20 protein-coding genes are annotated in these 14,106 nt (G+C 54.6%); 13 read left to right on the forward strand and 7 right to left on the reverse strand.

From position 1 onward, the window contains the following. The first annotated feature begins 4 nt into the window (after positions 1-4). From PGR91_RS13070 to PGR91_RS13130, 13 genes are read left to right on the forward strand one after another with little or no spacing between them, the layout of a single operon-like run. A complete protein-coding gene (locus PGR91_RS13070) occupies positions 5-337 on the forward strand; it encodes a DUF4133 domain-containing protein (RefSeq protein ID WP_005944155.1) in 333 nt (110 codons plus the stop codon). Next, positions 334-2,838, forward strand: a complete 2,505-nt coding sequence (locus tag PGR91_RS13075) for a TraG family conjugative transposon ATPase (RefSeq protein WP_101603349.1) — start codon at positions 334-336, stop codon at positions 2,836-2,838. Before PGR91_RS13070 ends, PGR91_RS13075 begins: the two co-directional genes overlap by 4 nt. A gap of 49 nt (positions 2,839-2,887) precedes the next feature. After that, positions 2,888-3,268: a DUF3876 domain-containing protein gene (locus tag PGR91_RS13080; protein WP_073342408.1), complete on the forward strand. Its 381-nt coding sequence runs from the start codon at positions 2,888-2,890 to the stop codon at positions 3,266-3,268. 23 nt (positions 3,269-3,291) lie between these two features. Further along, complete coding sequence (locus PGR91_RS13085) at positions 3,292-3,921, forward strand: DUF4141 domain-containing protein (protein ID WP_005850484.1); 630 nt, start codon at positions 3,292-3,294, stop codon at positions 3,919-3,921. Between the two features lie 3 nt (positions 3,922-3,924). Then, complete coding sequence (gene traJ, locus PGR91_RS13090; RefSeq protein ID WP_005944138.1) at positions 3,925-4,929, forward strand: conjugative transposon protein TraJ; 1,005 nt, start codon at positions 3,925-3,927, stop codon at positions 4,927-4,929. A gap of 31 nt (positions 4,930-4,960) precedes the next feature. Next, positions 4,961-5,584 (forward strand): conjugative transposon protein TraK, encoded by a 624-nt coding sequence (gene traK / locus PGR91_RS13095; protein WP_004308925.1) that lies wholly within the window; start codon positions 4,961-4,963, stop codon positions 5,582-5,584. Positions 5,585-5,589: 5 nt separating this feature from the next. After that, positions 5,590-5,898, forward strand: a complete 309-nt coding sequence (locus PGR91_RS13100) for a TraL conjugative transposon family protein (RefSeq protein WP_073342411.1) — start codon at positions 5,590-5,592, stop codon at positions 5,896-5,898. Then, positions 5,879-7,225, forward strand: coding sequence for a conjugative transposon protein TraM (gene traM, locus PGR91_RS13105; protein ID WP_073342414.1), 1,347 nt, complete (start codon positions 5,879-5,881; stop codon positions 7,223-7,225). Before PGR91_RS13100 ends, traM begins: the two co-directional genes overlap by 20 nt. A gap of 44 nt (positions 7,226-7,269) precedes the next feature. Next, the gene (traN, locus tag PGR91_RS13110; RefSeq protein WP_073342416.1) at positions 7,270-8,256 is read left to right on the forward strand and encodes a conjugative transposon protein TraN; all 987 of its coding nucleotides are present in this window, start codon (positions 7,270-7,272) and stop codon (positions 8,254-8,256) included. Between the two features lie 2 nt (positions 8,257-8,258). Next, positions 8,259-8,834, forward strand: a complete 576-nt coding sequence (locus PGR91_RS13115) for a conjugal transfer protein TraO (RefSeq protein WP_073342419.1) — start codon at positions 8,259-8,261, stop codon at positions 8,832-8,834. A 10-nt stretch (positions 8,835-8,844) separates the two neighbouring features. After that, entirely contained in the window at positions 8,845-9,747 is a 903-nt protein-coding gene (locus PGR91_RS13120) for a toprim domain-containing protein (protein WP_073342421.1), read from the forward strand. After that, entirely contained in the window at positions 9,744-10,247 is a 504-nt protein-coding gene (locus PGR91_RS13125; protein ID WP_073342424.1) for a DUF3872 domain-containing protein, read from the forward strand. Before PGR91_RS13120 ends, PGR91_RS13125 begins: the two co-directional genes overlap by 4 nt. Next, positions 10,244-10,771, forward strand: a complete 528-nt coding sequence (locus PGR91_RS13130) for a glycoside hydrolase family protein (protein WP_073342426.1) — start codon at positions 10,244-10,246, stop codon at positions 10,769-10,771. The genes PGR91_RS13125 and PGR91_RS13130 overlap by 4 nt, the downstream gene beginning before the upstream one ends. Before the next feature lie 63 nt (positions 10,772-10,834). On the opposite strand, the gene PGR91_RS13135 is transcribed toward PGR91_RS13130, so the two are convergent. The 7 genes from PGR91_RS13135 to PGR91_RS13165 form a co-directional block, all read right to left on the reverse strand. Further along, a complete protein-coding gene (locus PGR91_RS13135) occupies positions 10,835-11,056 on the reverse strand; it encodes a DUF7688 family protein (protein WP_073342429.1) in 222 nt (73 codons plus the stop codon). A gap of 117 nt (positions 11,057-11,173) precedes the next feature. Next, positions 11,174-11,482, reverse strand: coding sequence for a hypothetical protein (locus PGR91_RS13140; protein ID WP_073342432.1), 309 nt, complete (start codon positions 11,480-11,482; stop codon positions 11,174-11,176). Between the two features lie 45 nt (positions 11,483-11,527). Next, positions 11,528-11,773, reverse strand: a complete 246-nt coding sequence (locus PGR91_RS13145; protein ID WP_253298539.1) for a DUF6956 domain-containing protein — start codon at positions 11,771-11,773, stop codon at positions 11,528-11,530. After that, positions 11,770-12,003 carry a DUF3873 domain-containing protein gene (locus tag PGR91_RS13150; protein ID WP_073342762.1) on the reverse strand — a complete coding sequence of 78 codons (234 nt, stop codon included), beginning with the start codon at positions 12,001-12,003 and terminating at the stop codon, positions 11,770-11,772. Before PGR91_RS13150 ends, PGR91_RS13145 begins: the two co-directional genes overlap by 4 nt. A 222-nt stretch (positions 12,004-12,225) precedes the next feature. After that, the gene (locus PGR91_RS13155; RefSeq protein ID WP_073342438.1) at positions 12,226-12,483 is read right to left on the reverse strand and encodes a hypothetical protein; all 258 of its coding nucleotides are present in this window, start codon (positions 12,481-12,483) and stop codon (positions 12,226-12,228) included. 24 nt (positions 12,484-12,507) lie between these two features. After that, positions 12,508-13,797 (reverse strand): PcfJ domain-containing protein, encoded by a 1,290-nt coding sequence (locus PGR91_RS13160; protein ID WP_073342441.1) that lies wholly within the window; start codon positions 13,795-13,797, stop codon positions 12,508-12,510. Positions 13,798-13,799: 2 nt separating this feature from the next. After that, positions 13,800-14,106 (reverse strand): PcfK-like family protein (locus PGR91_RS13165; RefSeq protein ID WP_270399383.1); only part of this gene is annotated, 307 nt, incomplete at its 5' end.

Genomic DNA, 14,106 nt, shown 5'->3' on the forward strand with positions numbered 1-14,106 from the left:
ATGTATGGCTGAATACCCGATAAACAAGGGTATCGGCCGCCCGGTAGAGTTCAAGGGCTTGAAGGCTCAGTACCTCTTCATCTTCTGCGGAGGTCTGCTGGCTCTCTTCGTCCTGTTCGTCATCCTCTACATGGTCGGCATCGACCAGTGGGTATGTATCGGCTTCGGCGTGGCATCGTCCTCCGTCCTCGTATGGCAGACCTTCGCGCTGAACGCCCGGTACGGCGAACACGGACTGATGAAATTAGGGGCAACAAGGAGCCATCCCCGATACCTTATCAACCGGCGGCGGATCACCCGATTATTCAAACGGAAACGAAAGGAAGAAACGACATGAGGAATACATCCAAAATGACAACACTGGAAAACAAGTTCCCGCTATTGGCGGTGGAGCAAGGTTGCATCATCTCCAAAGACGCCGACATCACGGTGGCTTTCGAGGTGGAGCTTCCGGAGCTTTATACCGTGACGGGTGCGGAGTACGAGGCGATACACGGCTGCTGGTGCAAGGCGATCAAGGTGCTGCCGGACTTCTCCGTCGTCCACAAGCAGGACTGGTTCATCAAGGAGAAGTACACGCCGGAATTGCAAAAGGAGGACATGAGTTTCCTCTCACGGAGCTTCGAGCGTCACTTCAACGAGCGTCCGTACCTGAAGCACACGTGCTACCTCTACCTGACCAAGACGACGAAGGAGCGTAACCGGATGCAGAGCAATTTCAGCACGCTGTGCCGGGGGCATATCATCCCGAAGGTGCTTGACAAGGAAACCGCCGCGAAGTTCATGGAGGCAGCGGAACAATTCGAGCGCATCATCAACGACAGCGGCTTCGTCAGGCTGCGACGCCTCTCCACCGACGAGATTGTGGGGACGGACGGCAAAGCCGGACTGATAGAGCGTTACTTCTCGCTCATGCCCGAAGGCGACGCCACATTGCAGGACATCGACCTCTCGGCACGGGAGATGCGCATCGGCGACAACCGCCTGTGCCTGCACACCCTGTCCGACGCGGAAGACCTGCCCGGCACGGTAGCTACCGACACCCGGTATGAAAAACTCTCCACCGACCGCTCGGACTGCCGCCTCTCCTTCGCATCCCCGGTGGGGCTGCTGCTCTCCTGCAACCACATCTACAACCAGTACGTGATTATTGACAACAGCGAGGAGAACCTCCAAAAATTCGAGAAGTCCGCAAGGAATATGCAGTCGCTCTCGCGCTACTCAAGGAGCAACAGCATCAACCGCGAGTGGATAGACCGCTACCTGAACGAGGCGCACTCCTACGGGCTGACCTCGGTGCGGGCGCACTTCAACGTCATGGCGTGGAGCGACGACGCGGAGGAGCTGAAGCACATAAAGAACGACGTGGGCAGCCAGCTGGCAAGTATGGAGTGCGTGCCGCGCCACAACACCATCGACTGCCCGACACTTTATTGGGCGGCGATGCCCGGCAATGCTGCGGACTTCCCGGCGGAAGAGAGTTTCCACACCTTCATCGAACAGGCGGTGTGCCTCTTCACGGAGGAAACCAACTACCGCAGCTCGCTCTCGCCCTTCGGCATCAAGATGGTGGACAGGCTCACGGGAAAACCGCTACACCTCGACATTTCCGACCTGCCGATGAAGCGGGGCATCACCACGAACCGTAACAAGTTCGTATTGGGTCCTTCGGGCAGCGGCAAGTCGTTCTTCATGAACCACCTCGTGCGGCAATACTACGAGCAGGGCGCGCATGTGGTATTGGTGGACACGGGAAACTCCTATCAGGGATTGTGCGAGATGATACGGCGCAAGACGGGCGGCACGGACGGCGTGTATTTCACCTACACGGAGGAGAAGCCCATCAGCTTCAACCCGTTCTATACCGACGACTACGTGTTCGACGTGGAGAAGAAGGACAACATAAAGACGCTACTGCTGACACTCTGGAAGTCGGAGGACGACAAGGTGACGAAAACCGAAAGCGGGGAATTGGGCAGTGCCGTGAGTGCCTACATCGAGCGCATCAGGGCAGACCGGAGCATCGTCCCCTCGTTCAACACTTTCTATGAGTACATGCGCGACGACTACCGTAGGGAACTGGCGGAGCGTGACATCAAGGTGGAGAAGGAGGACTTCAACATCGACAACATGCTCACCACCATGCGGCAGTATTACCGGGGCGGACGCTATGACTTCCTGCTCAACTCGGCGGAGAACATCGACCTGCTGGGCAAACGGTTCATCGTCTTCGAGATTGATTCCATCAAGGACAACCGCGAACTGTTCCCGGTAGTGACCATCATCATCATGGAAGCCTTCATCAACAAGATGCGGCGTCTGAAAGGAGTGCGCAAACAGCTTATCGTGGAAGAGGCTTGGAAGGCTCTCTCGTCGGCAAATATGGCTGACTACCTGCGCTATATGTACAAGACGGTGCGCAAGTATTTCGGTGAGGCAATCGTGGTGACGCAGGAGGTGGACGACATCATTTCCTCGCCCGTCGTCAAGGAGAGCATCATCAACAACTCGGACTGTAAAATCCTGCTCGACCAGCGCAAGTACATGAACAAGTTCGACCAGATTCAGGCGTTGCTCGGACTGACGGAGAAGGAGAAGTCGCAGATACTTTCCATCAACATGGCGAACAACCCTTCACGGCTCTACAAGGAGGTGTGGATAGGCTTGGGCGGCACGCAGTCGGCGGTCTATGCCACCGAGGTGAGCGCGGAAGAATATCTGGCGTACACCACCGAGGAAACGGAAAAGGTGGAGGTGTACCGTCTGGCGGAGCAATTGGGCGGCGACATCGAAGCCGCCATCCGGCAGCTTGCCGAAAGGCGGAGAAACAGGCAATAAGCAATCAATAATCGGTAAAACAGATTTATCAACGAAAAAAGAAAAGCGTATGAGTATATCAAGAGCAAAGATGCTGCAAGTCAGCAAGTGTTTAATCGGGCTGGCGGTCATGGTGCTGCAATCCTGCGACGTGGCGGAGAACCGCCGCAACCTGCTGTGCGGGAACTGGGAAAGCGTGGAGGGCAAGCCCGACGTGCTTATCTACAAGGAGGGCGAAGCCTACAAGGTGACGGTATTCAAACGGAGCGGCATCCGCCGCAGGCTGAAACCGGAAACCTACCTTTTGCAGGAGGAGAACGGCAACCTGTTCATGAACACCGGCTTCCGCATCGACGTGGCGTATAACGAAGCCACCGACGTGCTGACCTTCTCACCGAACGGGGACTACGTGCGTGTGAAGCCGCAGCCGGAAACTCCGGCAGAAAAATAAGAACCGCTAAAATCCAAAGAAACATGAGAACAAGAATAACATTCGTCATCTGCCTGTGCCTGCTTTTCGCGGGCAGGGCTTCCGCCCAATGGGTCGTGAGCGATCCGGGCAATCTGGCGCAGGGCATCATCAACGCCTCGAAGAACATCATCCACACCTCGAAGACCGCCACGAACATGGTGAACAACTTTCAGGAAACGGTGAAAATCTACGAGCAGGGCAAGAAGTATTACGACGCCCTCAAATCGGTGAACAATCTGGTCAAGGACGCCCGCAAGGTGCAGCAGACCATCCTGATGGTGGGCGACATCACGGACATCTACGTGACCAGCTTCCAGAAGATGCTGCGCGACGACAACTTCACGGTGGAGGAACTCGGAGCCATCGCCTTCGGATACACGAAGCTGCTGGAAGAATCCAATGACGTGCTGACGGAGCTGAAGAACGTGGTGAACATCACCACGCTCTCCATGACGGACAAGGAGCGCATGGACGTGGTGGAACGCTGCCACTCCAAGATGAAGCGTTACCGCAACCTCGTGAGCTACTACACCAACAAGAACATCAGCGTGAGCTACCTGCGTGCGAAGAAGAAAAACGACCTCGACCGCATCATGGGGTTGTACGGCAGTATGAACGAAAGATACTGGTAGCCTATGGAGTTCGACAACCTTCACCAGATTCTCCGCTCGCTCTACGAGCAGATGATGCCGCTGTGCGCTGACATGGCGGGCGTGGCGAAAGGCATCGCCGGGCTGGGCGCGCTCTTCTATGTCGCCTACCGGGTATGGCAGTCGTTGGCGAGAGCCGAACCCATAGACGTCTTCCCGATGCTCCGCCCCTTTGCCGTCGGTCTGTGCATCATGTTCTTCCCTACGGTGGTGCTTGGCACGATAAACAGCGTCCTTTCGCCCGTCGTGCAGGGTACGGCGAAACTGCTCGAAACGCAGACTTTGGACATGAACAAGTACCGGGAACAGAAGGACAGGCTGGAATACGAGGCGATGGTGCGCAATCCCGAAACCGCCTACCTCGTGTCCAACGAGGAGTTTGACAAGCAACTGGAGGAATTGGGCTGGTCGCCCTCCGACATGGTGACGATGGCGGGGATGTATATCGACCGGGGGATGTACAAGATGAAGAAGGGCATCCGCGACTTCTTCCGCGAGATACTGGAACTGATGTTCCAAGCCGCCGCCCTCGTGATAGACACCATCCGCACCTTCTTCCTCGTGGTGCTGGCGATACTCGGTCCGATAGCCTTCGCCATATCGGTGTGGGACGGCTTCCAAAGCACGCTCACGCAGTGGATATGCCGCTACATTCAGGTCTATCTGTGGCTGCCCGTGTCGGACATATTCAGCACCATACTCGCCAAGATTCAGGTGTTGATGCTCCAGAGCGACATCGAGCGTATGCAGACCGACCCTAATTTCTCACTGGATTCCAGCGACGGGGTGTATATTGTGTTCATGATAATCGGCATCATCGGCTACTTCACCATTCCGACGGTGGCGGGCTGGATCATCCAAGCCGGGGGCATGGGCGGCTACGGGCGCAACGTGAACCAGATGGCGGGACGCGCCGGAAGCATGGCGGGCAGCGTGGCGGGTGCTACCGCAGGCAACATGGTCGGACGTGCCGGGAAACTGCTGAAATAATCAATGTGCAATTATAAACGGAAAAAGTAAAATGGAATTCAAGTCACTCAAAAACATCGAATCATCATTCAGGCAGATACGCCTGTTCGGTATCGTCTTCCTCTCGCTGTGCGCCGTGATAACGGTATGGAGCGTGTGGAGTTCCTACCGCTTCGCGGAGCGGCAGCGTGAAAAGATCTATGTGCTGGATAACGGCAAGTCGCTGATGCTGGCACTCTCGCAGGACTTGTCGCAGAACCGTCCGGCGGAAGCGAGGGAGCATGTGCGCCGCTTTCACGAACTGTTCTTTACGCTCTCGCCCGAAAAGAGCGCGATAGAACACAACGTGAAGCGTGCGTTGCTGCTGGCGGACAAGAGCGTGTACAACTACTATTCGGACTTCGCCGAGAAGGGGTACTACAACCGCATCATCGCCGGGAACATCAACCAAGTGCTGAAGGTGGACAGCGTGGTGTGCGACTTCAACGGCTATCCCTACCGCGCCGTAACCTACGCCACGCAGAAAATCATCCGGCAGAGCAACGTCACCGAGCGCAGCCTCGTAACCACGTGCCGCCTCTTGAACTCGTCCCGTTCGGACGACAACCCGAACGGGTTCACCATCGAGGGATTCACCATCATCGAGAATAAGGATTTACAAACCATCAAACGCTAACAGGCATGAAAGGAATCGGAAAATCACTGTGGGGAGCCTATTGGAAACTCCACGACAAAAAGAAAATGCTGGAGGCAAGGCTCAAGGGCTATCTGGACGGCTTGCCGCCGAAGACACGCAGACGCATCGTGCTGGCAATGCTCGCCGCATTCGCCGCGCTTGCCCTCTACACCTTCGGCAAAGCCGTCCATGACATCGGCAGGAATGACGGCAGCCGGATGGAGATAGACCATGCCGGACAGGTGGAACTGTCCGTGAAGCCGGATAACAATCACAACGTAACACCTTATTTATATGGAACAGACGAAGAATGAACCCAAGAACGAAAACAAGGCGGTTCCCGGCAACGACAAGCCGAAGAAGGAGCGCAAGCCGCAGACCGAAGCCCAACGGCTGAAACGTCAGAAAATGATAGTGCTGCCCGCGATGGTGCTGGTATTCATCGGGGCGATGTGGCTGATATTCGCCCCGTCCTCCGGCAAGGAGCAGGATCCGGGAACAAGCGGCTACAACATCGAGATGCCCGATGCGGACAAGGAGAACCGCCGGATTATCGGTGACAAGGCGAAAGCCTACGAGCAGGGGGCAATGGAGGAACGGCAGGAGAACCGCAGCCGCGCCATGCAGCAGTTGGGCGACCTGTTCGACCGCGAAACGGCGGAAGCGGACGGTGGCAGCGACTTCGACCTTGCCAATCCCGGCGGAACGGAAGAGGCGGTGAAGCCCGCACCGAAGACCATCCAGTCCTCGGCAGCCGCCTACCGCGACCTCAATGCCACACTCGGCAACTTCTACGAGCAGCCGAAGAACGACAATGCGGAGATGGACGAACTGCTGGAACGCATCGCCACGCTCGAATCCGAACTGGAAAGCGGAAAAGAGAGAAGCTCCACGATGGACGAGCAGGTGGCACTCATGGAAAAATCCTACGAGCTGGCGGCGAAGTACATGGGCGGTCAGAACGGCACGCAGGCGGCGGGACAGACCGCAGAGCCGTCCCCCGTGCAGAAAACCGGAAAGAACACGGCAAAACCCGTCAGGCAAGTGACGCATCAAGTGGTGTCCTCGCTCGGACAACCCATGAGCAATGCCGAATTTGTCGCTTCCTTCTCGCAGGAACGCAACCGCAGTTTCAACACGGCGGTGGGCGTCACGACCGTATCGGACAGGAACACCATACCGGCATGTGTCTATGGGGCGCAGAGCGTGACGGACGGGCAGGCGGTCAGGTTGCGGCTGTTGGAAGCGATGGCGGTGGCAGACCGGATCATTCCCCATAATGCAGTGGTGGTCGGCGCAGCCAAGATTCAGGGTGAACGGCTCGGCATTGAAATCACCTCTCTGGAACACGACGGTACGGTTATCCCGGTGGAGTTGGAGGTCTATGACACGGACGGGCAGCCCGGCATATTCATCCCCAACTCGATGGAGATGAACGCCGTCAGGGAGGTTGCCGCCAACATGGGCGGCTCACTCGGCAGCAGCATCAACATCTCCACCAATGCCGGGGCGCAGCTCGCCTCCGACTTGGGCAAGGGGCTGATACAAGGCACGAGCCAGTATATAGCCAAGAAGATGCGCACCGTCAAAGTGCATCTGAAAGCCGGGTACAGGGTCATGCTCTATCAGGGAGTGAATTAAGGAAACAATCAAATTTTTATTTACCACTAAAAATCCAAAGTAAAATGAAAAAAGTAATCATGATGTTTGCCCTCGCTATGGGCATCGCAACTGCCAACGCGCAGGAAAACGTAACCGTTGAAACGACCAACGGAAGTGACCAACCGACCTTGACAAAGGAGGTCTATCCGCAGAAGGAGGCGGACGGCGACCTGTATCACGGTCTGACGAGAAAGCTGGGCTTTGACCGTATGGTTCCCCCGCACGGCTTGGAAGTGACCTACGACAAGACCGTGCATGTCATCTTCCCGGCGGAGGTGCGCTATGTCGATTTAGGCTCTCCCGACCTGATCGCGGGCAAAGCCGACGGAGCGGAGAACGTCATCCGTGTGAAGGCAACCGTGAGGAACTTCCCGAACGAAACCAACATGTCCGTAATCACGGAGGACGGGAGTTTCTACACTTTCAACGTGAAGTACGCCGCCGAGCCGCTGCTGCTCAACGTGGAGATGTGCGACTTCATCCATGACGGCGAGGCGGTGAACCGTCCGAACAACGCGCAGGAAATCTACCTGAAAGAGCTGGGCAGCGAAAGCCCGATGCTGGTGCGCCTTATCATGAAGTCCATCCACAAGCAGAACAAGCGTGAGGTGAAGCATATCGGCTGCAAGCGTTTCGGCATCCAGTACCTTCTGAAAGGCATCTACACGCACAACGGGCTTCTGTATTTCCACACGGAAATCAGGAACCAGAGCAACGTGCCTTTCGATGTGGACTACATCACGTGGAAAATCGTGGATAAGAAGGTGGCGAAGCGTACCGCCGTGCAGGAGCGTATCATCCTGCCGCTCCGCGCGCAGAACTACGCCACGCTCGTGCCGGGCAAAAAAAGCGAACGCACGGTCTTCACGATGGCGAAGTTCACCATCCCCGACGGCAAGTGCCTCGTGGTGGAACTGAACGAGAAGAACGGCGGCCGCCACCAGTCCTTCGTGATCGAGAATGAGGACTTGGTGCGCGCCAATACCATCAACGAACTCCAAGTGCGCTGACCATGAGAAAGTACATCGCAATAATCATAGCGTCGCTTGCCCTGTTCGCAGGGCAGGCGCACGCCCAGCGATGCCTGCCGAAGATGCAGGGCATCGAAATCAAGGCGAACATGGCGGACGGCTTCAAGCCCGGCGGCAACGACGGGGGGTACAGCTTCGGGGCGGCTTTCTCCACCTACACGAAGAAGGGGAACAAATGGGTGTTCGGAGGGGAGTATCTCCTGAAAAAGAACCCCTACAAGGACACCGCCATACCTGTGGCGCAGTTCACGGCGGAGGGCTGCTACTATTTCAAGATACTTTCCGATGCCCGTAAAATCGTGTTCGTCTATGCGGGGGCTTCGGCTCTTGCCGGGTATGAATCGGTGAATTGGGGCGAAAAGATGCTGCATGACGGTTCGACACTGCATGATCGGGACGCCTTCATCTATGGCGGTGCGCTGACGCTTGATGTGGAGTTTTACGTGGCTGACCGTATCGCCCTGCTCGCCAACCTCCGGGAGCGTTGCCTGTGGGGTGGCGACACAAAGAAGTTCCATACCCAATTCGGGCTGGGCATCAAGTTCGTCATCAACTGACACACGCCGCATGGAAGGGACCAATATAGACGCCATGAGGCAAATATCCCTCGCGGACTTTCTCGCACGGTTGGGACATGAGCCTGTCCGAAGGAGCGGAAACGAATTTTGGTATCGTGCGCCGTACCGCAATGAGCGCACGCCCTCTTTCCGTGTGAACGTGGCGAAACGGCTCTGGTACGACTTCGGCTTGGGCAAGGGCGGTGATATCTTCACGCTTGCCGGGGAGTTTGCACGAAGCGGTGACTTCATGGCGCAGGCAAGATTCATAGCGGAAACTGTGCGTATGCCATTTGTCGCAGCGGAAAAGCCGTTGTTCCTGCCGGAACCGTCCGAACCTGCCTTTGAGGGAGTGGAAGCCGTCCCGCTGCTCCGCTCACCACTGACGGACTATCTGGCGGAACGGGGCATCCCTTATGCCGTTGCATCCCGCCACTGCTGCCGCCTGAACTACGGCGTGCGTGGAAAGCGGTATTTCGCAGTTGGCTTTCCGAACGTGGCTGGCGGCTATGAAATCCGGAGCCGTTATTTCAAGGGATGCGTGCCGCCGAAAGATGTGTCGCTGGTCAAGGCGGAAGGCTTTTTGACTGACGTGTGCAGTGTATTTGAGGGCTTCATGGACTTTCTGTCCGCTGCTGCACTCGGCATAGGCGGCAATGGCGACAGCCTTGTGCTGAACTCCGTCGCCAACGTGGGTAAGGCGGTGAAACACTTAGACGGGTACGGGCGCATCGACTGCTTCCTCGATCGTGACGACGCCGGGCGGAGGACGCTGGAAGCCCTCAAAGGACACTACGGCGGACGTGTCTGTGACCGTTCCGCATTCTATGACGGTTGCAAGGACTTGAACGAGTATCTGCAACTGACAGCAAAAAAAGAAATGAACAATAACTTAAAAATCAAAGGACAATGAACATACTGAACAACAAAAACAAGAGAACATCCATCTTCAAGGCGTTGGCACTCTGCCTGTTCGCCGCCGTGTCGCTCACGCTCGCATCGTGTGACGATGACATGGACATCCAGCAATCCTATCCCTTCACGGTAGAAACCATGCCCGTGCCGAACAAGGTCACAAAGGGGCAGACGGTGGAAATCCGCTGTGAACTGAAAAGGACGGGCGATTACGCCAACACGCTCTACACCATCCGGTATTTCCAGTTCGAGGGGGAAGGCACGCTGAAAATGGCGAGCGGCATCACTTTTCTGCCCAACGACCGCTACCTGCTCGAAAACGAAAAGTTCCGCCTGTACTACACGGCAGAGGGCGACGAGGCGCACAACTTTATCGTGGTGGTGGAGGACAATTTCAAAAATTCCTACGAATTGGAATTTGACTTCAACAACCGGAACGTGAAGGACGACATTCAGACCGTCATCCCCATAGGCAATTACAAACCTCTGCCAAGATGATGCGTGTATTCATGGCTATCTTCTGTTCGCTGCTGGCAGTCTGCTCCGTGTCCGCACGGGACAGCCGTCAGAAGGGGACGGACGGGCAGGCGGCAATCTACCGCCTGCCGCCTTTCGAGCGGGCGGTTCGCTGTACGAAGTATTTTGAGGGCTGGCACTCGGAGAAACACCATCCATACGTGGGCTGGGGTCACCGGTTGCAGCCGGGGGAAAGGTATTCGGCACGTACCATGACGAAACGGCAGGCGGACGTTCTCCTGCGGAAAGACTTGCGGAAGTTCTGCGCCATGTTCCGCAAGTTCGGGCGTGACAGTCTGCTCCTTGCCACGCTCGCCTACAATGTCGGTCCATACCGGCTTTTGGGGAGCGGGAAGATACCCAAAAGCACGCTGATCCGAAAATTGGAGGCGGGCGACAGGAACATTTACCGGGAATATATCGCTTTCTGCAACTACAAGAGGAAACGGCACGCCATGCTGCTCAAACGGAGAAAGGCGGAGTTTGCACTGCTGTACATTCCGTAACATGGCAAATGCCTGACAAATGAAACTCCGATGAAGCCGCAACTTCATCGGAGTTTCCGCTTTTCATACATTCGGGATTTTTCCTTTGCCGATTACTTCACCATCCCTGCAATGCTCTATGATGCCGGGCGAAAATCCCATCTCCCCGATTGCGATGTGCCGGATATACTCCGCATATTCCTGACCTTGAAAATTCCTCCCCGTAAGGTTTTTGAAAATCATCCTTATGCTTGTTCCGTCATCGCTGTACAGGATGATTTTTCCGTTCTGTCTGATTTCTTCCATGATTGAAACTTGTTTTTGTGAATACTATCGTAGATTGGGACAGCGGTTTCTTTGCTACTTTCTTTGTCCGCCATCATGCTCACCGAAAGAAAGTAGGGCGGCTTTCGCCGCCGCCACTCAAAAACGGGTGTAGAGTCCCGTTACCATCGTGAACATTTCTTCCAGCATATCGCAGTATATGCCCTCGTGCGTTTCGATGTCCTTCGTCTTGCACTCGAATGTCTTTTTACTGAACGTTTTGCGGTAGAAACGCATATTGTAGAGGTCTAATCCTGCATCGTAGATGATGTCAAGGCGGTTTGCGCTCGTCTTGTTCCTCGCAAGGCTCATGCGCAATCCGTTACCCATGTCTATAAAGTCCTTGCTTCCCGTCATGGCGGCAAAGCGTCTGCCGCCTATCTGCTCTAAAATCGTCTTTGCTATCATGCTTTTCTTGGTTTTAGGTTGGCGGTGCGGACACCGCCAACTGGTTTAACATTCTGTTATCTCGGCAATGGGTGTGTTTCGTTTCAACCATTCCATCAGGCACTCCATATTGTACTCGCTTGTGATGACTGCCGTATGGCTGTTGATGGCGGTAAACCTGCTACTTTCATAGTCATCTATCCACCCTTTTAGGGTATCAACTCCCCACGCTTCGGCATCGTCAAAGATACCGTCCAATACCGTAATAGGCTCGCTGAACTTCACTATCAGCGTTTGATAGGCTGCGTTCATCGGTTGTCCTCCTTCCCTTCCTTTGCCGTGAGCCACTTGTCCCGTGCGGCTCGGCACTCGTCCAACGTGGGTTTTACACAAGAGAACAACTCTCCGTCTGTGGGGTGGCGGTAGTCGTACTGCACAAGTGTCCGCTTGCGTCTGCCGATACCTAATTGGAAACGCTCGTATTTTTCCGTACCTGCTTCGGTGCAGGTGCTTGCTCCGTTGATGGTCATCCGTGTTGCCATAATCATCTATTTTTGAATGAATTTTTCTAAATACTTTTCCTGCACTCCGAGTGCTTCCGCATAGACACTCAATTGGGCTGCATAACGGGTACGGTAGTAGCTTCTCTCCATTTCGTTCTTGGATAATCCGATATGCGCCCTTATATCGTTCAAATGCCTTTTGACGATATACTTGTAGCAATGAAGTTTCCTCTTTCTGTCCATAATCATATTCTTTATCTGTTAGAAATGCACTGACAACACTCTGTTTTTCATCACCATTTCGGGGGCGCTCGTGTAGCGTTGATGCAGGTAGAAATGGTGGGAGCCGAAGCCGTAAAGGAAAAACCTGTCAAGTTCGTGCTTCTCGGCAAAGTCCTTTACACTCTGTCTTAACTGCTCCTCACTCGTTGCAAGAGTGAGGAGGTTCACAAATTCAAGGAACATCGTGGGGATTTTATCGTCCCACAGACAAATCATGCTTTCAATTCTTACTTCCATACTATTGGGTATTATAGGTTGATACTATGCCGCTTCCATCCGCTGGCGGATAAGGTTCACGTTGCTGTTCACAAGGTTTACAATGCGGTCGTGGTACTCGGTATTGGAATTGTGCAAGCCACGACTTTGCACCACCTCCAATGTCTTCAAGGAAACCTCCACCGTTTCTATGCGCTTGCCGTCAATGGTGGCGGATAGGATAAGGGAGTTCTTTTCAAGGAAATAGGAGTTGGAAAACACGCAATGGTGCAGTTCCGTCCCTTCCGCTGCAAACTCCGCCACGCTCTCCAACACACGCACCTGCAAAGTGCCGTCCGTAAAGGCAATGCCGAAGAATATGCCTTTGAGTTTGCGGTATGCCTTCTCGTGTTTCTTCGCTTGGCGGATGCGTTCCTCCAACTTCTTGCGCTCTATCTCCTTGTTGCGCTTGTGCATAAGTCTGTCGTGTTCGGCTTTGAGGTCGGAGGGACAGACGTACTTCGGGCTGTTCGTGTCCTTGCCGAAATGACGCAGGAGGTCTATGGTGTCACGCCACATGGAGCCGTCCGAAATGGTGTAACCGTTACGGATACATATCTTTATGGATGCCCAATACCTCTCTATGTCAAAGGAACTGCGGATGTAGTGGCGCAACATGGGATATTGCCCTGCCTTCAACAGCGTTTCGGCTCGGCTGTCGGAAAGGATAGCCGTGAAAAGGTCGTAAGGCAGTATGTTGTGGTATTCGCCATTGAAGCCGTTGCGTTTCAGTTCGGGTATGAAACGCTGTCGGGGATAGGTGCAGACGGGGTTTATATCGTATGCACGGAGTTTGTTGTTCTTGCGTACCTCCATGTCGCTGTATTCCGCCCATAGGTCGTAGTAAAGTATGGACATTCCTCGCAGTCGGGCGACAGTGACGGTTGTGCCTTTGGGCGAAATCCACCTTTGCACCACTTCATAAATGGAATACCCGGCTGCCTGCCCTGCCTTGTATCGGGATTTGACGAAGAAGAAGCGTATCACTTGGTACTGCTTGCAGGTGGTGATGATGCAGAAATACTCGTTCTCGTTGAAAACCCTCTTTCGGGTGCGCAACGCTTCCAGCTCCATTCCGCAATGTGGGCAGGTGCATCCGCAAACGGTGTCCGCAAGGTCGTGTTCACTTTTCCATGAATGTCCGCACTCGGTGCAGATGTTCGTGCCGTCCGCCCTCTTGATGGCGTAATGCTTGAAGCAATGACGGAAAGCGTATGCCCTCTGTGTGGCGGTCAATTTGGGCAGTCGCTCGCTTAATCGTGCGACTTCCTGCTGTATGGGTGTTCTCGGTTTCATAATCAGAAATTGAATAGGTTGGGTTGTTGTACTTCTTGTGCGGTCGCTTTGGTGGCGGTTCTCGGCTTGCTGCGGTTCTGCAACTTGCGGAGTTCCTCCTCTTGGTATCTGCGGAGTGCGTTCTGCCGTGCTTCCGCCTTTTCCTCTGCCGTGAGTTCCACAACGTGGTTCACCGCCACTTGGCATTGGATAGGCTTGCCCACCTCTATCTCGTTCTCGTCATAGTAGTGGTTATCAAAACTTGTGATAAACACTATTATCCCAATTAGTGACTTATCACAAGTTGATATTTTTGTTGAAGTATAAAAT

Origin of the sequence: Candidatus Alistipes pullistercoris (genome assembly GCF_027665465.1) — a bacterium.
GTDB lineage: Bacteria > Bacteroidota > Bacteroidia > Bacteroidales > Rikenellaceae > Alistipes_A > Alistipes_A hominis.